This is a genomic window from Variovorax sp. MSC1_012 (assembly GCF_023667525.1).
Classification (GTDB): Bacteria; Pseudomonadota; Gammaproteobacteria; order Burkholderiales; family Burkholderiaceae_C; genus Variovorax; species Variovorax beijingensis_B.
Map to the genome: position 1 here is coordinate 463,388 of NZ_CM174443.1, position 24,495 is coordinate 487,882.

Consider the following 24,495-nt stretch of genomic DNA (forward strand, 5'->3'; position numbering starts at 1 on the left):
TCGCCCGCCGCCGTGGCCCTGCTCGACTGGATCGCCGTCACGCTCGTCGTCGTGTCGATGCTGTTCGGCCTCATGCGGGGCCTGGTGTTCGAGGTGATTTCGCTGGCGGGCTGGGTGGCTGCATTCATTGCCGCCCAGTGGCTGGCGTCGGATGTGGCGGCCTGGCTGCCGTTCGGCGACCCGCAGGCCACCTGGCGCTATCCGCTGGCCTTTGTGCTGGTGTTCGTCGGGGTGGCTTTCGGCGTGGGCCTGGTGGCTGCGCTGACGCGAAAGCTGATTGCGGCTGTCGGCCTCAGGCCGGTGGACCGGATATTGGGTGGGGCCTTCGGAGCGGCGCGGGGTGCGGTTGCCCTGCTGGTGCTGGCGGTCATTGTTCATTTGCTGGCGTTGAGCGACAGTGCCTGGTGGCACGAATCGCACAGCGCCAATGTTCTCGATGCGGCATTGCAGGGCCTGAAACCCGCGCTGCCTGAAAAGTTGGCAAGCTACCTGCCCTGAGAGGAATCGTTCATGTGTGGAATCGTCGGCGTTGTCAGCAACGCACCCGTCAATCAGCTGCTCTATGACGCCTTGCTGCTGCTGCAGCACCGTGGCCAGGATGCGGCCGGCATCGTCACCCTGCTGGAGCGCAAGTTCTTCATGCACAAGGCCAAGGGCATGGTGCGCGACGTGTTCCGCACGCGCAACATGCGCGCATTGCCGGGCAGCGTGGGCCTGGGCCAGGTGCGCTACCCGACCGCGGGCAACGCCTACAGCGAGGAAGAGGCGCAGCCCTTCTACGTGAACGCGCCCTTCGGCATCGTGCTGGTGCACAACGGCAACCTGACCAACGCGCATGCGCTGCGCTCGGAACTGTTCTCCACCGACCACCGCCACACCAACACCGAGAGCGACTCCGAAGTGCTGCTCAACGTGCTCGCGCACGAGCTCGAGCGCGCATCGCGCGGCGTGCCGCTGAACCCGGCCGAGGTGTTTGCCGCGGTCAAGAACATGCACAAGCGCCTGCGCGGCTCTTATGCCGTGGTGTCGCTGATCGCCGGCCACGGACTGCTGGCATTCCGCGACCCGTACGGCATTCGCCCGCTCTGCATGGGCCGCAACGAGAAGGACGGCACCGTGATGGTGGCGAGCGAATCGGTGGCGCTCGAAGGCTCGGGCCATGTGTTCGAGCGCAACATCGCGCCCGGCGAAGCCGTGTTCATCGACCTGCAGGGCAATGTGCATTCGATGCAGTGCGCCGAGGCGCCCACGCTGAACCCCTGCATCTTCGAATTCGTCTACCTCGCGCGGCCCGACTCGGTGCTCGACGGCATCTCGGTCTACCAGGCGCGGCTCAACCTGGGCGAAACGCTGGCCAAGCGCGTGGTGTCCACCGTGCCGCCGAACCAGATCGACGTCATCATCCCCATCCCTGAATCGAGCCGGCCGAGCGCCACGCAGCTCGCGCACCTCTTGGGCGTGCCGTACCGCGAAGGCTTCGTGAAGAACCGCTATGTGGGCCGCACCTTCATCATGCCGGGGCAGGGCGTGCGCAAGAAATCGGTGCGCCAGAAGCTCAACGTGATTGCCAGCGAGTTCAAGGGCCGCAACGTGCTGCTGGTCGACGACTCCATCGTGCGCGGCACCACCAGCCGCGAGATCGTGCAGATGGCGCGCGACGCCGGTGCGCGCAAGGTCTACCTGGCCAGCGCGGCGCCGCCCGTGCGCTACCCCAACGTCTACGGCATCGACATGCCCACCAAGGACGAGCTGGTCGCGCATGACCGCACCGTCGAGCAGATCCGCGAGCTGATCGGCTGCGACGCATTGATCTACCAGGACGTCGACGCCATGAAGCGCGCCATCGGCTCTCTCAACCCCAAGCTCGACGGCTTCGATGCTTCCTGCTTCGACGGCGTGTACGTGACCGGCGACATCGACACCGAAGCCATCTCGCGCATGAACGGCAACCGTCCGCGCGTCGAAGAGACCGAAGAAGATTCTTCGCGCCTGGCGCTTCCCAACCACAGCGAGTGAGAGCCGAAGAAGTGACCGATGAACGAACCCTGCCGCCCGGACTGCACCGCGACACGCTCGCGCTGCGCACCGGCCTGGCGCCGAGCCAGCACGGCGAGCACTCCGAAGCGCTGTTCCTGACCAGCGGCTTCGTGCAGCCCGATGCCGAGACCTCGGCGCGCCGCTTTGCCGGCACCGAGCAGGGCTTCACCTACTCGCGCACTTCCAACCCCACCGTCACCAGCTTCGAGCAGCGTCTGGCTGCGCTCGAAGGCACCGAAGCCGCCATCGGCGCCTCCACCGGCATGGGCGCGATCCTCATGATGTGCATGGGCCTGCTCAAGGCCGGCGACCACGTCGTGTGCTCGCGCTCGGTGTTCGGCTCCACGCTCAACCTGTTCGGCAAGGAGTTTGCCAAGTTCGGCGTCGAGACCACCTTCGTCTCGCAGACCGACGTGGCCGAATGGCGCGCGGCCCTGAAGCCCAACACCAGGCTGCTGTTCGCCGAAACGCCGACCAACCCGCTGACCGAGGTGTGCGACATCCGGGCGCTGGCCGACCTGGCGCACGGCGCCGGCGCGCTGCTCGCGGTCGACAACTGCTTCTGCACGCCCGCGCTGCAGCGCCCGGCCGAACTGGGGGCCGACCTCATCATTCATTCGGGCACCAAGTACCTCGACGGCCAGGGCCGCGTGATGGCTGGCGCAATCTGCGGCCCCTCCAAGCTCATCGTCGACGTGTTCGGCCCGGTGGTGCGCACCGCCGGCATGGCGCTCTCGCCGTTCAACGCGTGGGTGGTGCTCAAGGGCCTCGAGACGCTGGGCATCCGCATGCAGGCGCAGTGCTCCAACGCGCTGGCTGTCGCGCAGTGGCTTGAAACGCAGCCCGGCATCGCGCGCGTCTACTACCCCGGCCTGGCCTCGCATGCGCAGCACGAACTGGCCATGCGCCAGCAGTCGGGGCAGGGCGGGGCGGTGGTGTCCTTCGACGTGGTCGGCAACGACCCGGAAACCGCGCGCGCCAATGCCTTCCACGTGATCAACAGCACGCGCGTGGTAAGCATCGCCACCAATCTCGGCGATACCAAGACCATCATCACGCACCCCGGCACCACCTCGCATGGCCGCCTGACCGAAGCACAGCGCCAGGCCGCCGGCATCAGCCAGGGGCTCATCCGCCTCGCGGTCGGCCTGGAGCACATCGACGACATCAAGGCCGACCTGCTGCGTGGCCTGGGCACCCTGAAATCCTGATTGATCCATGACCGGCAAAGTTCGCACCCGCATCGCTCCGTCTCCCACCGGCTTCCTTCACCTGGGCACGGCCCGCACCGCGCTCTACTCGTGGGCCTATGCACGCCATCACGGCGGCGAGTTCGTGCTGCGCATCGAGGACACCGACGTGGCCCGCTCCACGCAGGACTCGACCGACCAGATCCTGGCCTCGATGCACTGGCTCGGCCTGGACTACGACGAAGGCCCCATTTATCAGATGCAGCGCCTCGAGCGCTACCGCGAAGTCATCGCGCAGATGCTCGCGGCCGGCACGGCCTACCACTGCTATTGCACGCCGGCCGAGCTCGACGAAATGCGCGAGGCGCAGCGCGCGCGCGGCGAGAAGACCCTGTACGACCGCCGTTGGCGCCCCGAGCCCGGCAAGGTGCTGCCGCCCGTGCCCGAAGGCGTGCCGCCGGTGGTGCGCTTTTGCAACCCGCCGGAAGGCGATGTGACCTGGAACGACCTGGTCAAGGGCGAGATCACCATCAACAACCGCGAGATCGACGACCTCATCATCCTGCGGCCCGACGGTGTGCCCACCTACAACTTTGCGGTGGTGGTCGACGACTGGGACATGGCCATCACGCACGTGTTCCGCGGCGACGAGCACATCAACAACACGCCGTGGCAGATCAACATCTTCCGCGCGCTCGGTGCGCCGCTGCCTGCGTTCGGCCATGTACCGGTGATCCTGGGCGACGACGGGCAGAAGCTGTCCAAGCGCCGCGGCGCCGTGAGCGTCACCGCCTATGAGGAGAACGGCTACCTGCCAGAAGCCATGCTCAACTACCTGGCGCGCCTCGGCTGGAGTCATGGCGACGACGAGCTCTTCACGCGCGAGCAGATGGTGAGCTGGTTCGATGGCTCGCACCTTTCGAAGAGCCCCGCGCAATGGGACGCCGCGAAGCTGGCATGGGTCAACGCCCAGTACATCAAGGCCAAGGCCGACGCGGAGCTCGCGCCGCTCGTGGCCGCGCAGCTGAAAAAGCGCGGCATCGAGGCCGACGATCGCCTGCCCGCTATCTGCGCACTTTTCAAGGACCGCTGCGAAACCACGGTCGCGCTGGCCGACTGGGCCGCCGCGTTCTACGCGGAGGTGGTGCCGAGCGAAGCCGATCTCGCGCAGCACGTGACCGATGCGGTGAAGCCCGTCATCGCCACGCTCGCCGAGAAGCTCACGGGCGTGACGTGGGAAAAAGTTTCGATCGCTGCGGCCATCAAGGAAGTCCTGGCCGCGCATTCGGTGAAAATGCCCGTGTTGGCCATGCCGGTTCGCGTCCTCGTGATGGGAACACCGCAGACGCCATCCCTCGATTCGGTGCTCGCGATCTTTTCTCGTGAAAAAGTTATCGAGCGTTTGAAAAGGGCCTGATTTTTCGGTCTATAATTTGAGGCTCGACAGCGACGCAGGGTGATTCTGAAAAGAAAAGCCTGAAAGTCAAATGGGGGTATAGCTCAGCTGGGAGAGCGCTTGCATGGCATGCAAGAGGTCATCGGTTCGATCCCGTTTACCTCCACCATCAAAGTGTCGAGAAGATAAGTGCTGATCGCAGCACGGTTCCTAAGGTTTTGACCCTATCGTCTAGAGGCCTAGGACACCACCCTTTCACGGTGGCTACCGGGGTTCGAATCCCCGTAGGGTCGCCAGTTTCGCGCAAGTGAAGCAGGCACAAGTCGTCAGCACTTGGCTCCGCAAGGAGTAAACGTTGTCTACCAGGAGTGGTAGTTCAGTTGGTTAGAATACCGGCCTGTCACGCCGGGGGTCGCGGGTTCGAGTCCCGTCCACTCCGCCAGTCAAAGAACGGGTTGCATCAGAAATGGTGCAACCCGTTTTTCTTTGGGTTGCACGCGCTATGCGTACGAGCGCTCGATGCCACTGACAGCCGAATCCCGGCTCCCACCCAGTCTCGCCTGCAGGATGGCCAAAAGCGCCAGGACCGGCAGGGCCAGTTCCAGGATTTCCTCGAAACTGAGCATCAGGTAGCCGCGAAAGGCCGCAGAAGAAGAGCCAGCGGTGAACAGGTCTGGCTGCTGCCCTGCGAGGGAAGCGGGTAGCTGATCGAGGATGATCGCGGCCCCGATGACCGTGGCGAAGGTCAGCAAGGTCGTGGCTTCGGGCCGCCATTGCCGCCAGGCGCGCATCGCACGGCTTGCGGACCAGGCGCGTCTGGCCAGCCACCCGGCCGCGATGGCGACAGGCGCGAGGGCAGCCATCGCAGCAAGAATGCGCGAGAGCGGCGCTTCCAGCAGGCTGGTGCCCAAATGCGCCAGATGCCAATCCGCTTCCCGGGCTGCGAAAGCAAGAAGCAGGACGCAGATGGCCAGCCGGTCCAACCGCGAGAGAAACGCCACGCGAACCATCAAGGCGCAGAACACCGCGGCCAGGTACAGGAGAACCGTGCTTTTCTCGACGGGCCCGTTTTCCTCCAGCACCTCCAGCCCGATCGCCTGCGGCGTGTTCAAGCCGACCCAGGTGGCGGCGAAGACGAACAACAGCACCAGGCATGGCCCGGTCCTGCCGTCGGCCAAGGCGCGCAACGGCCGCGCCAGGGTTGCCGCAGCCTGGGGAGCGAACCTCGGCGCAATCGCCTGCATCGCAAATAGCGCTGCGGCAATGGCCGCACCCAGCAGCGCACCTGCCGCCACGTCGAACGGAAAATGAATGCCCACATGGATGCGAGCCCAGCCCGTGGCCACGGCGGCGGCAAGAATAACCATTCCCACGTCGCGCATCGAGCGTCGCAGCAGCAGCATGAAGGCCATGGTGAACATCACCGAGGCGTGCGTGCTGGGCAGCCCCGCGCGCAGGCCGTGGGGAACGTGCGCAGGGCTCAGCCCCATCATGAAGGGACGCGGCACGCCCACGGAGGCAGCGATCTCCTGCGAGATCAGGGAAGCCGCTCCGCCGGCGGCCAGCACCGCCAGCACGCAAGGCCGCTGCGCCGCGCGGCGCCATGCGGCCCAGGCAAGAACCGCTGCACATGCCCACGACGAACCCACCGCGATGGCCGACGCCAGCTGAAGCACCGCGGGCGAGGGAGAAAAGCCCGCCGCAAGTGCATCGAAGAGGGCGAGATTCAGCGGATGCATCCTTTTTGATTCACTTTCCTTGCGGGTCGAGTCGTCCACGCGAACGACGTGGCGTGCATCGTAAAACGACCTTCGCCAGTGGGTGTGACACGACGCTTCTTCGGTCTCGATCAATCGATGTGGTCGACGCCGCACCAGCGCGCCATGAACACCGCCAGCACGGCGGTCACCTGCACCAGGCTGTCGAGGGAAACCCACTCGTCGATGCCGTGGATGCTCGAGCCCGTGGGGCCGTAGCAGACTGCGGGAGTCTGCCCATAGATGTTGAAGAACTTCGCGTCCGTCGTGCCCGTGAAGGCCGTGGGTTCAAGTGCCTGCCCGACGATGTCCTGGTGGCACTTCGAGAGTTCGGTGACGATCGGCGAATCCAGCTCGAGGTCGAAGCCGTCGGCCTGGAAGCCTTCGTAGATCAGCTGGTAGCGTAGGCTCTCGCGGGCCGGATGAGCGGCGTAGGCGGCAGCCAGCACGGCCTCGACCTCGGCCTTGGCGCGGGCCACGTTCATGTCGGGATAAAAGCCGATGCGGATGTCGCTGCGGCAGGCCGAGGGCACCGACGAAGCCCATTCGCCGCCCTGGATCTTTCCAAGGTTGAAGTTGATCGGATGCGCGTGATGCGCGTAGCTGCGATAGCGGTTGGCAGGCTCGTTCCAGCGCTGCTCGAGCTTCTTGAGTTCCGAAAAAAGATACAGCGAGAAGTCGATCGCGCCGACACCGGTCTGGGCCACCGAGGCATGCACCGGCTTGCCCAGCACCTCGAGCGCGAACCACAGCACGCCCATCTGGCAGGTCATCACGCCGCCGAGCGGCTCGGGGATGATGGCCGCGTCGGCGCGATAGCCCTCGACCAGGCAGGCCAGCGCGCCATTGCCCGTGCACTCTTCTTCCACCACCGACTGGAAATAGACTGGCGATGCCGGTTCGAGGCCGAGCGACTGCAGCGCCGCATACGCCATCGTGTAGGCCGCAATGCCGGCCTTCATGTCGGCCGCGCCGCGGCCGTAGAGCCGATCTCCCTCGATCACGGGATTGAAAGGCGGGTGCTTCCAGAGCACCTCGGCGCCGGTTGGCACCACGTCGATGTGGCCGTTGAAGATCAGCGAGCGGCCCTTCTGCGGCCCGCGGGGCTGGTGAATGCCGACGACGTTGGTGCGCCCCTCGTACGGGACGATGGAGGGCGAGTAGCCCGGATGCTGACGGATCTTTTGCTCGTCGATCTCGAACTGGTGCACGCGCAGGCCCAGCTTCGCGAAGGTCTCGGCCATGAAGGCTTGCGCGCCTTGCTCGTGTCCCAGCAGCGAAGGACGAGCGACGAGCTGCTCGAGCATTCGAACGGCCGGCGCGCGCAACGCGTGGGCGGCCTCCACGATGGCGGCTTCGCTGATCCGGTCTTCGGTGAGCTTGGGCATGGAGTCGGGGCCGCCTGCGTTTGCGGTGCTGGAAGAAGGAGCTTCATTCTTCCACGCCGCGCAGGCCCCGTGACGGATCAGCCTGGGGTTTTCCGGCGCGTCAACGCAGCAGGCCGGCCACCATGTTGGCCGCGCCCTGGTAGTTCTCGCGCGCATGGCGGCGTTCGAATTCGTGCAGCCGCGCAGCGAGCCCGGCTTGCTGCGCTGTCACGCCCGCCGGCAGTGCACGCACGGCCGACACCTGCGCCAGCGCTTGCTCCAGGTCCCTGGCCATGTGCTGCGAAAGCGGCCAGCCAGCGCCCAATGGCTCCAGCCGCCAATCGGCCCAGTCGTGGATGCGGAAGCTGCCATCCTCTTCCCTGAAGACGGCATTGCTGGAGAGATGGGGCTGTATCAGCTGCAGCGGCATGGCCTGCATCGCCTGCATGAAGGAGGGCCAGGCGAGCCGCAGCGATTCGATGGCGTCCGCCTGCGCCTGATGGGCTGCGGCTTCCCGCAGTGCGTCGAAGCGGATGTGCGGGAGCCGCTCCGGCAGAAGGGCGCGCGAGCGGCGATAGCGCTCGACAAGGCCGGGCGGCGGCTCGAACGTCATCAGCCGGATGCGCAATGCCGAGACGCCCTGCGCATATTCCGCTCCGTTCGTGCGCCGGGATTGCGTGTTCCAGCGCATCAGGTGGCAGGCAAAGCCGCTCACGCGCGTCTTGCCGAGCCATTCGAAGGCAGGCAGTCCGGCCGCGCCAAGGTCCAGCAGGTCGGCCTCCTGTTGAGCCGCCGCGTCGCGCGCGTGATCGAAGAGCTTGAAGAGAAAGCCATGGTTCGAGGCAGCCCCGTCGTCGAGCAGCTTCACGAACAGTGCCTTGATGTTGCCGGTACCCAGGGTCCGGGTCTGCACGTCCAGCCGCATGCCTTCGAGCGGCAGGCCGAGCTGCGAGTGGAGGACCTCGCGCATCCATTGCTCGCGCCGGACCGGCTCCAGCAGCTCGTCGAAGGGGCTGCGAACCGCCGCGGGTGCCTGCCATCGCACGTCGGGCAGGAAGAGCGCGCGAACCTGGCTGCGCTGCCTGTCCAGCGTGGCGAAATGAAGCACCACGAAGGCGATCTGCTGCAGCGCCTGGCGCAGAAGAATCAGCGCCACCAGCATCACCAAGAGCGGCGGCAGCGCATCGCGCCAGTATTGCCACACCACGATGGCCAGCGCGCAAAAGAACCCGCCTTGCACGAACCCGCCCATCAGGCGGTTGAGCGAATCGCGCATGCCATGTGCGAGGCTCGGCCGCCACGCGATGGCGCCGTGCAAGGCCAACGGCACGAGGCCGCACCACAGCAGCGCCGCCAGCAGCATGGCGGGGTACAGAGCGGCCAATGCCACCATGGCCAGGCCGGCGAACACCAGGGCAGCGGCGCTGCGCAGCAGGCGCTGGTAGGCCTGCCGCGCGGTCTTCGACTGGTTGTTGAACAGGCCCGTTTTCTCGCTGGCCTGCCATTGCTTTTGCGCGCCGCGCTCGCACAGCCAGTCGATGAGCTTTTCGGCGGCCAAATGCAGAACATAGGCCGCGACGATGGCACCGCCGACGACCAGCACCTGGGTCTTCTGCGGCATGTCGGAAAGGACCCGCGGCAGCAGCGTGGGCCCCTGGGACCCGGTCAGCATGACGACGAGTTTCCACGGCAGCCAGAGCGTCATCAGCAGGCTCAGCTGCGATGCGAGGACCGTTCCCACGACCAGGACCACATGGCCCGGCGTGTGTGCCAGCAGGATGCGGTAGACCGGCAGGCATGAGCGCACGGCGCGCAGCATGGCGCGGTAGACCCCGGCACGCCGGTCAGGTGCCTCGATCGCGACGCCCATCAGTGCAGGGCCTGGCGCGGCCTGGAAGGTGCAGACAAGGCGTCTCGCGAGTGGTTCATGGCGGCTTCGCTGGAGGTAGTTCCGGCAGGCCGGAACTCATCCATTGGTGGGGGTGGCGTGGCGGCGCGCCAGTATGCCATCGGCACCGCAAGGCGGCCGATCGGCCCATCGTTCTTCAATGGCTCGACTTCGCGTAGGCCGTTTTCCCAAGTCGGCTTCAGCGGTACTTTGCGGTCTTAGCATGAGTGTTCGAACAGGCCGCCGAGGGCCGCGAAAGAAAGCGCCTCGGCCTTTCCATCGTTCCAGCCAGCAAAGGAGAGCGTCATGCGATCCATCCAGTTCCGAAGCCTTGCGCTCGCGTGCGCCGTTGCAGTGGGCGGCGCCGCGGTGGTGGGCTGCACCACCACGCGGCCCCAGGACCAGGCCAGCACCACTTCAACGCGTGCATCGATCGATGCCCAGGTCGATGCCGCATTGTCCAAGTTGTACGACACGGTCAAGGGCTCGCGCGAGGTTGTTTCCTCATCCAGCGGCGTGCTGGTGTTTCCCGCCGTGGTCGGCGCCAGCATGGGCATCGGCGCCGAGTACGGCCGGGGTGCGCTGCGCGTGAACGGGCGCACGCAGGCCTACTACAGCACCACAGCGGGCTCGATCGGCTTCCAGGCCGGCGCGCAGTCGAAGGCCGTGATCTATGTGTTCACCACGCAGGCAGCGCTCGACAAGTTCCGCAACAGCAAGGGATGGACGGCAGGGGCCGATGCCACCGTGGCCGCCGCAACCATCGGCGCGAATGGCAGCATCGACACCAACACGCTGCGCCAGCCGGTGGTCGGCTTCGTGCTGACCAACGTGGGGCTCGAGGCGGGCGTTTCGCTGTCGGGCGCGAAGATCACAGAGATCCGGCTGTAGCCAGCTGCGCCCGAAGTTCGGCGACCTGCCTGCGCAAGCCGTCGTTCTCGGCCGTCAGTTCGGCCACGCGCCGTTCCAGCATTTGAACGGCGTCGGGCTGCTGCCCCGTGGGCTGATCGGCCGCATCCGATTCGGCCGATTCCTCGCGCGGCTTGCGCCTGGCCTCGCGAACCCGCTTGGCGGCCTGCCTGAGTTCGTCCTTGCCCGCGTTCGCCGCCGATACCTGCTCTTCGGCAGGCAGGCTGGCCACGGCCGCTGCCGTGTTGATGGAGATCACGCCAGACTTCACGGCCGCCACCAGTTCGGGCGCGGCCTGCTTCTGGATCTTCTCGATCATCACGACCTGGTTGCTGCTCAGGCGCGCGGCCCTCGCGATGGCTTCGCGGCTACTCAAGGGGGCGGGCGGGGGCAGGACCGCGGCGCTCTCGGCAGCGGGCGTGTCGGCGTCGAAGGGCGGGTCGTCGTCCGGCCGAGCCGTATCGGACAGCGCACGCGCACGGCGCTCGTCGACGATGTCCTTCTTTCTGAGCGCCAGCACGCCGCGCAGGAAGTCCGAGATGCTGCGCCGTCCGAGGTGCTGGTCGATCATCCAGAGGTGCACGTCCTCGATGGTCTTGAAGCGCGTGTTCTGCACCGTCTGGAACGGCAGCCCGTGCTTCTGGCAGATGCCGTAGCGGTTGTGGCCGTCCACCAGCACATCGCCCCACAGCACCAGCGCGTCGCGGCAGCCTTCGGTGAGGATGCTGCGTTCCAGCGCTTCGTGCTCCTCCGGAGTCAATGGATCGATATAGGCTTTGAGTTCTTCGTTGACGACGATGTTCATGGGGGAGGGATCGGGGAAAGGGGCGGGATTCTAGATGCACCCGCTGGCGCGGGCCGTGCGGACCGCCAGCGGCCTCTCCCATTGCAGCGGTGCGACTTCGCGGCACACGATGCGCGCCGGGGACGAATGGCCGGGCGCAGCGCACACCGACACGAGATGCTCGCGCGTGGGCTGCAGCTGCCAGAAATGCCAGCGCTGCGCGGTGCCGTCGAGCGAATCTGCGAGCGTGAATTCGATGCTGCCGGGGTCGGCCAGCGCAAAGCTGAAGCTGTCGAGTGGTATCTGCAGCCCCATGCCGCGTGCCTTGATGTAGCTTTCCTTCAGCGTCCACAGCTCGAAGAAGCGCTCTGCCTGCAGCGAGGGCGGCAGTGCATTCAATGCGGCCGACTCGGAGGGCGAGAAGAAGTGGCCAGCCACCTCCAGCGCAGCCTTGCGCCCGAGGTTTTCTGCATCGACACCCAGGTCGATTTCACGCGCAACAGCCATCACGATGAGGCCGTCGGTATGGCTCAGGTTGAAGTCCAGGCCATGGGCTTCTTCCGCGAGGGGTGCCTCGATCCGAGGTCGGCCGAAGGAGCCGGTGGCGAAGCGCCAGGCCTGCGCTTGCACCGGTGCATAGCGCGACAGCACCGAGCGCACCAGCACCCGCGTCAACAGGTAGCGGTGCCGGTCGCGAGCGAAGTGGAAGCGGTCGTGCCTCGATCGATCTTCGGGCGTTAACAAAGAGAAATATTCCGCCGTCAACGCGGGGTTGCCGGTGTCACCGTGAAAGCAGAACCAGAGGTGGATGTCGCCCGCGGGCAAGGAGATGAGAGGGGCGGCGCTTGGCATGGACTGGTCGCGGCGCATTGGCCGCGGACGGAATTTTCTGCGGATGATGGCATGAAGCGAAGTGGTCTATCATTGCGCTCCCCCCGCATGAGCGAAGCCGGATTCCGCATTTCTTCGCGGATCTTCAGGCCGCACGCATCGCCGCCCGAGACCATCTCGGAGCCTCAATCCACTTGTTTGAACGTTGATCTGGAAGGGTCATCAGGGTGACTCGAAATCCAATTATAAATAGAAATGATTCTTATTTAGATTGTTACGGAGAAAGTAGTAATTCGGACCTGCGGCCCGTTTCGGCTCGCTCACTGGAGGAAGAGGTGTTGAACATGCCATTGCATTCGTCCGAGCCTTCGCTCGGGGAGGTCTTCATCGCCAACCGCGCCCAGCTTTGGCGCGTTGCCCGCAAGATCGTGAATACGGCGGATCTGGCCGACGACGTCGTGCAGGACGCCTATTTGAAGATCGTCGACGGCCCCTGCGTCCGGCAGGCCGACCGTCCCATTGGCTACTGCTGCCAGGTGGTGCGCAACATGGCGCTCGACTACTGCCGCCGCCATCGCGTCGAGGCCAGCTATCGCACTTTCGATGTCGACGTGGAACTGCTCGACGTGCCGGCTGCCGCCACGCCGGACCGCATGATGTGCGAGCGCCAGGTCATCACTGCGATCGACAAGGTTCTTTCCGGGCTCGCGCCAAGAACGCGCCTGGTCTTCGAGCTCTACCGGCTGGAAGGGCTGACGCAGCGCGAGATTGCCGCGCGCCTGGGTTGCGCGCTGGGGCTCGTGAATGGCCTGATCGCCGAGGCTGCGACGGCCATCAAGTCGTGCGGCCATCTGCTGTTCGAGAGCGGCTCTCGCTAGAAGCTGTAGTGGGAACGGGAAAGAAGCAGCCCGGTTTCCCGCGAGAATGCGCGTTGTTCTACACGGGCAACCGCGAGCAGCTTCGAGAATGACACACGAACAAGACGATCCCATCTGGAACACCGCCTGGGACTGGGTACAGCGCGAGCACGACCGCGAGAGCTTCGACGAAGCTGCGCGCGCCGAACTGACGGCCTGGCTGGTGGCGGAGCCTTCGCATCGCCGCGCTTATGACAAGGCCGCGCAACTCTGGCTGCTTGCGGGCTTCGTGCCGCCGGCCAATGATTTCGGCGACGGCGACGAATCGCCCGACAGCGGCGCCGGCGCCGCGCCTCGGGCCGGCAAGTAAAGCCAGGCTTTTTCGCCAGCGCGCGCCATGCCGCGCGTTTTCGCAATGGCCCCGCCGGCCCGGCCCGGCGGATGCAGCCGTCTCCCCCTGCAAGCACCTCGTGAAATGAACAGATTCGCCTGCGAAGCGTCCTGTTGGCAGGGGCGCTGCGATTCGATCCGGTCCGCGACCGGCCATCCGGCGCTCCTTCTGTTCAATCACACAAGGATGCATCGATGTCGACGAGCTGTTTTGACCGTGAAGACGAGACCTTCATTGTTCTGGTCAATCACGAAGACCAGTACTCCATCTGGCCCCACTGGAAGGCCGTTCCCGGCGGATGGACCGCCGTTGAAGGCGTGCAGGGCGACAAGAAAGCCGTCCTGGCCTACGTCGAGAGCCATTGGACCGACATGCGGCCGCGCTCGCTGCGCGAATGGATGCGGCAGCAGGAAGAACAGCAAGGTGAGCGGACCGCGGAGCGCGCGGCCAGCTGATGGTCATGCGGGGGCCACTTTCGCTTTTGTGCCTGCCGTGCGCCGGTGCGAGCGCCGCCATGTACTTGCGCTGGCGCCGCTTCCTTCCGCCGTGGGTCCGCATCGTGCCAGTGGAGCTGCCGGGGCGCGGTGCGCGGATGGGCGAGGCCTTCGTCGAAGACTTCGATGTCATGGTCGCGCGGATATGCGCCGAGCAGGCCGAGGCGATGCGCGGCGACTTCGCGATCTTCGGCCACAGCATGGGCGCGCAGCTGGCCCATGGCGTGGCCCGCCGGCTTCAGGCGTCGCAGCGGCCGTTGCCGCGCGCGCTGCTGGTGTCCGGCAGTGCCGCCCCCTCGCGGCGCGACCCTGAGCGCTTCGCCGGCGGAGAAGACGACGCCTCGCTGATCGCCGAACTTCGCAAGCAAGGCGGCACGCCCGAAGAGGTGTTTGCCAGCGACGAGCTCATGCGCATCACGCTCGACACGCTGCGCGCCGACCGCCGTGTCTGCCGCAGCCACGACGCGCGCGCCACGGCAGGCGCGCCGCCCCTGCTGCTGCCCGTGCATGCCTTCGCGGGCCGGCAGGACGATATCGAGGTGTCGGCCATGGCCGCGTGGTCGAAAGAGACCGAAGGCGTCTTCACGCTCGACTGGTTCGAGGGCGGCCACTTCTTCCTGCGGCAGCGCGAGACCGAATTCCTCGCTGCGCTCGCACGGCATCTGCCGACACATCTTTCTGCGCACTAGAGACTCGATATGAATGAACTGCTTGCGACGCAATCCGGCGGCCCGCGCCCGCGCAATTTCGTGGCCCACCTGCGCGCATTGGCCGAACAGCGGGCGGACGACGTCTGGCTCACCGTGGTCGACGAGGCCGATGGCGTCCAGAGCGAGCTGCCCATCACCTATGCCGTCTTCGAGCGGCGCGTGCGTGCGCTTGCCGCGCGCCTGCAACAGCAGTTCGCCAAGGGCGACCGCGCGCTCGTCATGCTCGACAACGGCGACCACTATGCCGTGAGCATGCTGGCCTGCTTCTACTGCGGCGTGATCGCGGTGCCCGTGTTTCCGCCGGAGTCGACGCGGCCCCAGCACCTGGCGCGGCTCACCGGTGTGGCGACCGATTCGCAGGCGCGCTGCGTGCTGACCTCGGCCGCTTTCAGCGACGCGATGGCCACGGCCGGCCACCAGTTCGGCGAGGTGGCCATCGTCGCCGTCGATGCGGTGGACGCCGCGCTCGCCGACGCATGGCAGCCCTTCGAGCCGGCCGACGACGACGTCGCCTTCCTGCAATACACCTCGGGTTCGACTTCTGCGCCCAAGGGAGTCATCGTGACGCACGGCAACCTGATGGCCAACGAACATGCGATCCAGGTCGGCATGGGTATCGGCCCCGGCGACAAGTTCGTCTCGTGGGCGCCGCTGTACCACGACATGGGCCTGATCGGCGGTCTGATGCAGCCGCTGTACAGCGGCATCCCGCTGGTGCTGACCTCGCCGCGCTACTTTCTCGAGCGGCCGGTGCGCTGGCTCGAACTGATCTCGCGCCATCGCGCCACGCTCAGCGGCGGACCCGACTTCTCGTTCCGCCTGTGCCTGGAGCGCGTGAAGGATGCGCAGATCGCGCAGCTCGACCTCTCGAGCTGGCGCGTGGCCTACACCGGCGCCGAGCCGGTGCGCGCCGACACGGAGTTCGAATTCATCGAGCGCTTTGCTCCGGCCGGCTTCGACCCCGGCGCTGTCTATCCCTGTTACGGCCTCGCCGAGGCCACGCTGTTCGTGACGGGCGGCCGGCGCGGCAGCGGCATGGTCGCGCGCGGCTTCAGCGCCGACGGCCTGGCCAGCGGTGCCGGCACGCCGAGCGAAGACGGCACGCTGCTGGTCGGCTGCGGCGGCGTGGCCGTTCACCACGAAGTCGAGATCGTCGACTCCGCCGCGCTGTCCGCCGTGGCGCCCGGCCGCATCGGCGAAATCTGGGTCCATGGGCCGAGCATCGGCGCCGGCTATTGGGGCAAGGAGCGCGAGTCGCGCGAGACCTTCGTCGAACACGCGGGGCGCCGCTGGCTGCGCACCGGCGACCTCGGTTTCGTCTGCGACGGCGAGCTTTACGTCACCGGCCGCATCAAGGACCTGATCATCATCCGCGGCCACAACATCTATCCGCAGGACATCGAGCGCGTCATCGAGGCCGAGGTCGATGCGGTGCGCAAGGGCCGCGTCGCGGTCTTCGCGGCCAGCGGGCCCGACGGCGAGGGCATCGGCGCGGCGGCCGAGGTGTCGCGCAGCATGCAGAAGCTGGTGCCGCCGCAGGTGCTGGTCGAGGCGCTCAGCGCCGCCGTCAGCGAAGTGTTCGGCGAGCCGCTGTCGGCCGTGCTGCTGCTCAACCCGGGCGGCATGCCCAAGACCACCAGCGGCAAGCTGCAGCGCAGTGCTTGCCGCGCCGGCTGGCTGGACCGCAGCGCCGACGCCTATGTCATCTACGAGCGCGGCGCCTTCGTCAAGGGCGGTGCTGTCGAGGCGCCGGCCGAAGCGCCCGTGCTCGACGAGACCGAACGCGCCGTCGACGCCATCTGGCGCGAAGTGCTGCGGCCGGCCGATGCGAAGCTCTTTGCGCGCGATGCGCATTTCTTCACGCGCGGCGGCAGCTCGCTCACCGCCACGCAAGTTGCGGCACGCATCTCCGGTCATTGGGACATCGACTACCCGGTGCGGCTGATGTTCGAGCATCCACGGCTGCATGAGAGTGCGGCGGCCATTCGGGAACGGTTGGCGCAGGGCGTGCACGCACGGCCCGCACCCATCGCGCTGCTGCCGGCCGAGCGCCGGCTGCATGCGCTGCCGCTGTCCCATGCGCAGGAGCGCCAGTGGTTCCTCTGGCAGCTCGATCCGGCGAGTGCGGCGTACCACATGAGCGGCGCGCTGCGCCTCACCGGCGCCTTGCAGGCCGATGCGCTGCAAGGCGCGCTGGACGATCTTGTCGCGCGCCACGAATCGCTGCGCACCGTGTTCCGTGCGGGCGGCGACGGTATCGCCGCGCAATGGATCAAGCCCTCGAGCACGCTCGCGCTGGAGCGTGTCGACTTGCGCGACGTGCCCCTCGCCGAGCGCGAAGCCCGGCTCGAGAGCGAAACCCGCCGCATCAAGAGCGCGCCCTTCGACCTCACCCAGGGCGGCCTGCTGCGTGCGGCGCTGATTCGCTTGGAGGACGACATACAGGTGCTGGTCGTGGTGATGCACCACATCGTGTCCGACGGCGCCTCGATGCAGGTGCTGATCGACGAGCTCGCTGCCGGCTATGCTGCGCGGCTGCAGGGGCGAGCCGCGGCGCTGCCCGTGCCGCGCGTGCAGTACGCCGACTACGCCGTGTGGCAGCGCGAATGGCTGGCCGCCGGCGAAGCGGAGCGACAGCTTGGCTGGTGGCGCGCGCAGCTCGGCGACGAGCATCCGGTGCTCGAACTGCGCACCGACCATCCGCGCAAGCCGCAGGCCAGCTACAACGCGGCGCGGCATGCCTTCGAACTGCCCGCGCCACTGCTCGGCCAGCTGCGCAATCTCGCGCAGGCCCAAGGCGCCACGCTGTTCATGGTGCTGCTTGCGGGCCTCCAGGCCCTGCTGCACCGCTACACGGGGCAGGAGGAAATCCGCGTCGGCGCCGCCATTGCGAACCGCAACCGCGTGGAGTTCGAGAACGTGATCGGCCTGTTCGTCAACACGCTGGTGCTGCGCAACCCGATCGATGGCCGCACGCCTGTGTCACGCGTGCTCGCGCAGGCCAGGGAAGCAGTGCTCGGCGCGCAGGCGCACCAGGACCTGCCCTTCGAGCAGCTGGTGCAGCGGCTGCAGCCCGAGCGCAGCATGAGCCACAGCCCGCTGTTCCAGGTGATGTTCAATCACCTGTTCGAAGACCACCGCGCGCTGCAGCGCCTGGACGGCATCGAGGTGAGCGACCAAGCGCTGCCCGACCTCCAGACCCAGTTCGATTGGGTGCTCGAAGCCCGCGAGCGGCCCGACGGGCGCCTGCTGCTCGACGTGATCTACGCCGGGGACCTGTTCGAGCGAGAGACCATCGCGCGCATGGCGCAGCACTACGTGGCGGTGCTCGGTGCGCTCTGCGCCGATGCGGGCTGTGCAGTGGGGGACATCGACCTGCTGGGCGCGCCCGAGAAGTTGCAGCTTGCGCAGTGGAGCGTGAACGCGCGCCGCGAACCGCAACTGGAGCCGGTGCACCACGCCATCGCGCGCCATGCCGCACAGCAGCCCGACGCCATCGCACTGCTGTTCGACGACGAGGCACTGAGCTTTGCCGAACTCGACCGCCGCGCCAATCGCCTCGCGCACCGGCTGATCGCGCTCGGTGTCCGGCCCGACATGCGCGTGGGTATCGCGATGGAGCGCTCCGTCGAGATGGTGGTGGGCATCCTGGGCATCCTCAAGGCTGGTGGCGCCTATCTGCCGCTGGATCCGGAGTACCCGGTGCAGCGCCTCGACTACATGGTGGAAGACAGCGGCATCGCGTTGCTGCTCGTGCACCGTGCCACGCGCGACCTCATCGCGGGTCGCTCCGGACTGGCCAAGCTGGAGCTCGACGGCGGCTACTTCGCCGACCAGCCCGAAGACGACCCGCAGGTCGCGCTGCACGCAGAGAACCTCGCCTACGTCATCTACACCTCCGGTTCCACCGGCAAGCCCAAGGGCGCGGCCGTGCGCCACGCGGCGCTGCACAGCTGCATGGCCTGGATGCAGCAGACCTACGGCCTGACCCGCGACCACACCGTGCTGCACAAGGCGCCGTTCGGCTTCGACGTGTCGGTGTGGGAGATGTTCTGGCCCATGACCGCGGGTGCGCGGCTGGTCATCGCCAACCCCGGCGACCACCGCGACCCGGCCCGGCTGGTCGAGCTGATCCAGCGGCACAGGATCACCACGCTCAACTTCGTGCCCTCGATGCTGCAGGCTTTCCTGGCGCACAAGGACATCGAGGCCAGCACGCAACTGAAGCACATCATCTGCGGCGGCGAAGCCATGCCCGCCGAGACGCAGAAAGAAGCGCTGCAGCGCCTGGGCGGCGCCACACTGCAGAACCTGTACGGCCCGACGGAGACCACCATCCATGTCACGCGCTGGACCTGCCGTGACGATGGCCAGAGCCTGGTGCCGATCGGCCAGCCGATCAGCGACACCGAGTGCCACATCCTCGATGCCGAGCTCAACCTGGTGCCGCGCGGCGTGGCCGGCGAGCTGTATCTCGGCGGCGTGAGCCTTGCGCGCGGCTACCTCGGCAAGCCCGGCCTCAGCGCGGAGCGTTTCGTGGCCAATCCCTTCGGCAACGGCGACCGGCTCTACCGTACCGGCGACCTCGTGTGCTGGAACACCGAGGGCCAGATCGAATACCTGGGTCGCATCGACCACCAGGTGAAGATCCGGGGCTTTCGCATCGAGCTGGGCGAAATCGAGGCGCAGATCCTCGCGCAGCCCGCGGTGCGCGAGGCCGTCGTCGTGGCGCGCGAGGGCGCGGGCGGCGTGTCGCTGGTGGCCTACATCGCGGTGCACGCGGACCGGGCCGTCGACACCGCCGCACTGCGCGAGCAACTGGGGCAGGTGTTGCCCGACTACATGGTGCCGCGCGCCGTGGTGGTGCTCGATGCGCTGCCGCTGAACGCCAACGGCAAGGTCGACCGCAAGGCGTTGCCCGAGCCCGAGGGCATCGGCCGCGCGAACACCTACGAGGCGCCGCAGGGCCACGTGGCCCGCACGCTGGCAGCCATCTGGTCCGAGGTGCTGCAGGTCGGGCAGGTCGGCCTGAACGACAACTTCTTCGACCTGGGCGGGCACTCGCTGCTGCTCATCCGCGCGCACCGGCTGCTGGAAGACCGGCTGCAGCGCGCGGTTCCACTGGTCCATCTCTTCAAGTACCCCACCGTCGGATCGCTGGCCCGGTGGATCGAGCAGGGCGGGGCGCAGGCCGCGCCATCGTCCACGGCCGGCGACGAACGCGCGCTGCGCCAGCGCGCCGCCATGCTTCAACGCCGCAAGCCTGCGGAGAGAGTCAATTGATGTCCACTTCCCACGAATCTTCCGAACCCTCCGGCCTCGAGATCGCCATCGTCGGCCTGTCCGGGCGCTTCCCCGGCGCAGACGACGTGGATGCCTTCTGGCGCAACATCCGCGACGGCGTGGAGTCGGTGTCGCGCTTCACCGACGACCAGCTGCGCGAACGCGGCGTGCCGCAAGCCCTGCTGGACGATCCCGACTACGTGAAGGCCGGCGTGCTGTTCGAAGGCTTCGACCAGTTCGATGCGGGCTTCTTCGGCTACACGCCGCGCGAGGCCGAGAACCTCGACCCGCAGCAGCGCATCTTTCTCGAATGCGCCTGGGCCTCGCTGGAGCATGCGGGCTGCGACCCCGAGCGCTGGCCCGGCAAGGTTGGCGTGTATGCGGGTGAGGGCGCCAACGTCTACCTGATCCGCAACCTGCTGCCGTCCTTCGGTCTCGGCGCGCACACCGGCATCGCCGACCTGCTCGGGCTCATGAGCGGCAACTCCGGCGGCTCGTTGTGCACGCGCGTGGCCTACAAGCTCAACCTGCGCGGCCCCGCCGTGAGCGTGCAGACCGCCTGTTCCACGTCGCTCACGGCAGTGCACACCGCCTGCCAGGCGCTGCTGAGCCACGACTGCGACATGGCCCTGGCCGGCGGCGTATGGCTCAACCTGCTGCAAGAGGGCGGCTACCGCTACCAGGCCGGCGCGATCCTCTCGCCCGATGGCCATTGCCGCGCCTTCGACGCCGATGCGGCCGGCACGGTGATCGGCAGCGGCGCCGGCGTGGTCGTGCTCAAGCGCCTCGACGAAGCACTGCGCGACGGCGACACCATCCACGCGGTCATCAAGGGCACAGCGGCCAACAACGACGGTTCGGCCAAGGTCGGCTTCACCGCGCCCAGCATCGACGGGCAGGCCGAGGTCATTCGCTCGGCGCAACTGATCGCAGGCGTTTCGGCCGACACCATCGGCTACATCGAGACGCACGGCACAGGCACCACGCTGGGCGACCCGATCGAGATCGCGGCGCTCACGCAGGCCTTCCGCGCCGACACCGAGCGGCGCGGCTTCTGTGCCGTCGGTTCGGTCAAGACCAACATCGGCCACCTCGATGCGGCGGCCGGCGTGGCGGGGCTCATCAAGGCCACGATGGCGCTCAAGCACGGCGTGCTGCCGCCCAGCCTGCATTTCACCAAACCCAATCCACAGATCGATTTCGCGGGCAGCCCGTTCTATGTGAATGCGCAGCGCCAGCCCTGGCCCAAAGGCTCCACGCCGCGCCGCGCGGGCGTGAGCTCGTTCGGCATCGGCGGGACCAACGTGCACGTGGTGCTCGAAGAAGCGCCGGTGTCGCGTCCGTCCGCACAGGCGCCGGCCTGGCAGGTCTTGCCGCTCTCGGCCCGCAACACCGACGTCCTGCAGCAAACCGCGCAACGGCTTGCCGGTCATCTCGAAGAAGCCGATGCCGGCACATCGCTGGCCGATGTCGCGTACACCTTGCAGGCGGGCCGGCGCGCGATGGCGGTACGCGGCGCGGTCGTCGCCGACGGGATGTCGAACGCCGTGCAGGCGCTGCGCGCACCCGAGAGCGACTTCGACCTGGCGGCCGGCGTTCCCGCGTCGGCGCCCGAGGTCGCGTTCCTGTTTCCGGGCGGCGGCACGCAGCACGCGAACATGGGGCTCGCGCTGTACCGCGACCATCCGGTGTTCCGCGAAGAGGTCGACCGCTGCTGCGACGCGCTGCGCGACGCGATGGGCATGGACCTGCGGCAGCTGCTCTATCCGGCCGCAGGCGGCGAGGCCGCTGCCGACGAAAAGCTCGGCCGCATCGAATACACGCAACCGGTGCTCTTCATCGTCGAGTACGCGATGGCCCGGCTCTGGATGTCGCGCGGCGTGCAGCCTGCCGTGATGCTGGGCCACAGCCTGGGGGAGTACGTCGCCGCCTGCCTGGCGGGCGTGTTCAGCCTGGAGGATGCGCTACGCATCGTGGCTGCGCGTGGCCGGCTGATGCAGTCCATGCAGCCGGGCGCGATGACCGCCGTTGCACTTTCGGAATCCGAACTTGCGCCTTTCCTCGCCACCGGCTGCGACATCGCGGCAATCAACGGCGAGCAGCTGTGCGTGCTCGCCGGGCCGATGGCGGCGATCGAGGCGGCCGAGCAGCAGCTGTTCGCGCGCGGGTTCATGCCGCGCCGCCTGCTGGTCTCGATCGCCTCCCACTCGGCGATGACCGAGGCCATCGTGGCCGAACTGCAGCAGGTGGTGGCCGCCGTGCCCCGGCACACGCCGCGCATTCCCTTCATCTCCAACGTCACCGGCAAGCCCATCACGGCGCAGCAGGCGGTCGATCCGGCCTACTGGGGCCAGCACCTGCGTGGCACCGTGCGCTTTGCGGATGGCCTGGCCGAGCTGCTTCGCGCCGAAGGCCGCGTGCTGCTCGAAGTCGGCCCCGGCGAGACGCTGGCCGGCCTGGCACGCCAGCACCCGCTGGCCGATTCGGCGGCGGGCATCCTGTCGAGCCAGGCCCATCCGCAGAAGCAGGACCAGAACGAGCGCCAGATGGCGTCCGTGATCGGCCAGCTCTGGTGCGCGGGTGTCGACATCGACTGGGCTGCATGCCATCCCGGGCGGCAGGCGCGCCGGGTGCCGCTGCCGACCTATCCGTTCCAGCGCCAGTCGTACTGGATGGACGTGCCCGAACCGGGCACAGACGCGGCGGGCACGTCCGGGCGCAAGGCGGCCGATGCGTTCTACGTGCCGACCTGGCATCGCACGGAACCTTCGAACGCCTCGCCGGCCCCCGCAGCAGCCAACAGTTGCACGCTGGTGTTCGCGGAAGCCAGCGGACTGAGCGACGCATTGATCCGGCAACTGCAGGACGGATCGCCCGAACGCCCAATCATTCGCGTGACGCCGGGAGCGGGCTATGCCGAAACGAGCTCGCGTCATTTCACGGTCCGCCCCGGCGAGCGTGCGGACCATGAAGAACTCCTGCGCAAGGTGCAGGGCGAGTGCGGGCCTGTCGCCAGGGTCTTTCACCTGTGGTGCGTGGACGGCCAGCCGTTGCCGTCGTCGCCATCGGGGGAAGTTCTGGAACGCGGCTACTTCAGCCTGCTCGCGCTGGCCCAGGCCATCGACAGCACCTCCGACGGACGCGGGCGCAAGCTGTCGATCGAGGTCGTTGCGAACCAGATGGAAGACGTCTCCGGCCTTGAAGCACTGTGCCCCGAGAAGGCAACGCTGTTCAGCCTGTGCAAGGTGATCGCGCAGGAATACCCGCACATTGCCTGCTGGGTGACCGACATCGTGCTGCCGGTACCGGGCAGCGCCGCCGAGGCATGGCTGGCACGGCAACTCGCTGCGCAAGCACAGGCTCCCCGGAGCGAAATGCTCGTGGCCTATCGCGGGCCGCACCGCTGGATCAAGACCTACGAGCCGCTGCCGCCTGCCTCCGCGCCGCAGCAGCGCCTGCGCTCGAAGGGTGTCTATCTGATCACCGGTGGTCTCGGCGGAGTGGGGCTCGCGGTCGCCCGGCACTTTGCCGAGTCGTGGCAGGCCAGGCTCGTGCTGCTGGGGCGCACGCCGCTTCCTGAACGCAGCACGTGGGAAGCCGTCGCCGCAGCCGAAGACCAACCCGAAGCCTTGCGCACCAAGCTCAGGCAACTGCTCGAACTAGAAGAACTGGGCGGTGAAGTGCTCGTCGTTTCCGCCGACGTGGCCGATGCAGCCTCGATGCAGGCTGCCGCCGAGCAGGCTCGCGCGCGTTTCGGCAGGGTCCACGGCGTGGTGCATGCGGCCGGCCATGCGAACAGCGGAATGATCTCGAACCGCACCCGTGCCATGGTCGAAGAGGTGTTCGCCCCCAAGCTGCAAGGCACCCGCTTCCTGCTCGAAGCCCTGCGCGAAGAGCCGCTCGATTTCGTGCTGCTGTGCTCGTCGATCTCCAGCATGGCCGGCGGCCTGGGCATGAGCGACTACGCCGCTGCCAACGCCTACCTCGATGCGCTGGCCGCGCTGTGGCAGCGCAGCGCGAAACACCCCGTCATCTCGGTCAACTGGGACGCGTGGCGCGACCTCGGCATGGCCGCCGGCCGCGTGCTCCCCGAAGGCATCGGCATGGACGGGCCCGAGGGCGCGCGGGCGCTGGAGCGCATCGTCAACGGCCCGGCGTTCGCGCAGGTCGTGATCTCCACCACCGACCTGAACCAGCGCCTTGGCGAACTCGACAACGGCATGCTCGAACTGCTGGAGACCGGCCCGGTCGCGAAGAAGAAGCGCCGCGACCATCCGCGTCCCGCGCTCGACACTCCCTTCGTCGCGCCCGAAGGCGACCTCGAAACCGGGCTGGCCTCCATTTGGCAGGACATGCTGGGCATCGTCAGCGTCGGTGCAGGCGACAACCTGTTCGAGCTGGGCGGCGATTCGCTGCTCGCGATCCAGATCCTGGCGCGGGCGCGCAAGGCCTACGACGTCGAACTGCATCCGGCCGCCTTCTTCAAGGCGCCCACCATCCGCGACCTCGCGATCCTGGTCGAGACCCGGCTGATCGAGGAAATCGAAGGCGCCGCCGCGGTGGACGCCGCGCCGGATGCCTTGCCCGAAACCGTTTGAAGA

Annotated in this window: 16 protein-coding genes and 3 tRNA genes; 14 read left to right on the forward strand and 5 right to left on the reverse strand. The window is 67.4% G+C overall.

What is annotated here, in order from left to right:
* Nucleotides 1–12: 12 nt before the first annotated feature.
* From L1081_RS02190 to L1081_RS02220, 7 genes are all read left to right on the forward strand, one after another.
* Nucleotides 13–498 carry a CvpA family protein gene (locus tag L1081_RS02190; protein WP_319427102.1) on the forward strand — a complete coding sequence of 162 codons (486 nt, stop codon included), beginning with the start codon at nt 13–15 and terminating at the stop codon, nt 496–498.
* A 12-nt stretch (nt 499–510) separates the two neighbouring features.
* Nucleotides 511–2,016: an amidophosphoribosyltransferase gene (gene purF / locus L1081_RS02195; RefSeq protein ID WP_489414991.1), complete on the forward strand. Its 1,506-nt coding sequence runs from the start codon at nt 511–513 to the stop codon at nt 2,014–2,016.
* A gap of 11 nt (nt 2,017–2,027) precedes the next feature.
* On the forward strand, nt 2,028–3,248 hold the full coding sequence (locus L1081_RS02200; RefSeq protein ID WP_489414992.1) for an O-succinylhomoserine sulfhydrylase: 1,221 nt from the start codon (nt 2,028–2,030) through the stop codon (nt 3,246–3,248).
* Between the two features lie 7 nt (nt 3,249–3,255).
* Nucleotides 3,256–4,644, forward strand: coding sequence for a glutamate--tRNA ligase (gltX, locus tag L1081_RS02205; RefSeq protein ID WP_489414993.1), 1,389 nt, complete (start codon nt 3,256–3,258; stop codon nt 4,642–4,644).
* A gap of 72 nt (nt 4,645–4,716) precedes the next feature.
* Nucleotides 4,717–4,792, forward strand: a tRNA-Ala gene (locus L1081_RS02210).
* Nucleotides 4,793–4,843: 51 nt separating this feature from the next.
* Nucleotides 4,844–4,919: transfer RNA gene (locus tag L1081_RS02215), tRNA-Glu, on the forward strand.
* 69 nt (nt 4,920–4,988) lie between these two features.
* Nucleotides 4,989–5,065, forward strand: a tRNA-Asp gene (locus L1081_RS02220).
* Nucleotides 5,066–5,123: 58 nt separating this feature from the next.
* Here L1081_RS02220 and L1081_RS02225 read toward each other — a convergent pair.
* The 3 genes from L1081_RS02225 to L1081_RS02235 form a co-directional block, all read right to left on the reverse strand.
* On the reverse strand, nt 5,124–6,476 hold the full coding sequence (locus L1081_RS02225; RefSeq protein WP_489414994.1) for a phosphatase PAP2 family protein: 1,353 nt from the start codon (nt 6,474–6,476) through the stop codon (nt 5,124–5,126).
* Complete coding sequence (locus L1081_RS02230) at nt 6,473–7,768, reverse strand: ArgE/DapE family deacylase (RefSeq protein WP_489414995.1); 1,296 nt, start codon at nt 7,766–7,768, stop codon at nt 6,473–6,475. Before L1081_RS02230 ends, L1081_RS02225 begins: the two co-directional genes overlap by 4 nt.
* 100 nt (nt 7,769–7,868) lie before the next feature.
* Nucleotides 7,869–9,617, reverse strand: coding sequence for a hypothetical protein (locus L1081_RS02235; RefSeq protein ID WP_489414996.1), 1,749 nt, complete (start codon nt 9,615–9,617; stop codon nt 7,869–7,871).
* A 324-nt stretch (nt 9,618–9,941) separates the two neighbouring features.
* Between L1081_RS02235 and L1081_RS02240 the strand changes: the two genes are divergently transcribed.
* Nucleotides 9,942–10,526, forward strand: coding sequence for a BPSL1445 family SYLF domain-containing lipoprotein (locus L1081_RS02240; RefSeq protein ID WP_489414997.1), 585 nt, complete (start codon nt 9,942–9,944; stop codon nt 10,524–10,526).
* Here L1081_RS02240 and L1081_RS02245 read toward each other — a convergent pair.
* The gene (locus L1081_RS02245; RefSeq protein ID WP_489414998.1) at nt 10,507–11,349 is read right to left on the reverse strand and encodes a ParB N-terminal domain-containing protein; all 843 of its coding nucleotides are present in this window, start codon (nt 11,347–11,349) and stop codon (nt 10,507–10,509) included. The genes L1081_RS02240 and L1081_RS02245 overlap by 20 nt on opposite strands.
* A 30-nt stretch (nt 11,350–11,379) precedes the next feature.
* On the reverse strand, nt 11,380–12,180 hold the full coding sequence (locus L1081_RS02250) for a 4'-phosphopantetheinyl transferase superfamily protein (RefSeq protein WP_489414999.1): 801 nt from the start codon (nt 12,178–12,180) through the stop codon (nt 11,380–11,382).
* Nucleotides 12,181–12,503: 323 nt separating this feature from the next.
* Between L1081_RS02250 and L1081_RS02255 the strand changes: the two genes are divergently transcribed.
* The 6 genes from L1081_RS02255 (at nt 12,504) to L1081_RS02280 (ending at nt 24,492) form a co-directional block, all read left to right on the forward strand.
* On the forward strand, nt 12,504–13,037 hold the full coding sequence (locus L1081_RS02255) for a sigma-70 family RNA polymerase sigma factor (RefSeq protein ID WP_354373240.1): 534 nt from the start codon (nt 12,504–12,506) through the stop codon (nt 13,035–13,037).
* A gap of 88 nt (nt 13,038–13,125) precedes the next feature.
* Entirely contained in the window at nt 13,126–13,386 is a 261-nt protein-coding gene (locus tag L1081_RS02260) for a DUF4880 domain-containing protein (protein WP_489415000.1), read from the forward strand.
* A gap of 215 nt (nt 13,387–13,601) precedes the next feature.
* Nucleotides 13,602–13,862, forward strand: coding sequence for an MbtH family NRPS accessory protein (locus L1081_RS02265; protein WP_489415001.1), 261 nt, complete (start codon nt 13,602–13,604; stop codon nt 13,860–13,862).
* Nucleotides 13,863–13,867: 5 nt separating this feature from the next.
* Nucleotides 13,868–14,590: an alpha/beta fold hydrolase gene (locus L1081_RS02270; RefSeq protein ID WP_489415002.1), complete on the forward strand. Its 723-nt coding sequence runs from the start codon at nt 13,868–13,870 to the stop codon at nt 14,588–14,590.
* Nucleotides 14,591–14,599: 9 nt separating this feature from the next.
* Nucleotides 14,600–19,894 (forward strand): non-ribosomal peptide synthetase, encoded by a 5,295-nt coding sequence (locus L1081_RS02275; protein ID WP_489415003.1) that lies wholly within the window; start codon nt 14,600–14,602, stop codon nt 19,892–19,894.
* Nucleotides 19,894–24,492 carry an SDR family NAD(P)-dependent oxidoreductase gene (locus L1081_RS02280; RefSeq protein WP_489415004.1) on the forward strand — a complete coding sequence of 1,533 codons (4,599 nt, stop codon included), beginning with the start codon at nt 19,894–19,896 and terminating at the stop codon, nt 24,490–24,492. Before L1081_RS02275 ends, L1081_RS02280 begins: the two co-directional genes overlap by 1 nt.
* The last annotated feature ends 3 nt before the right edge of the window (nt 24,493–24,495 follow it).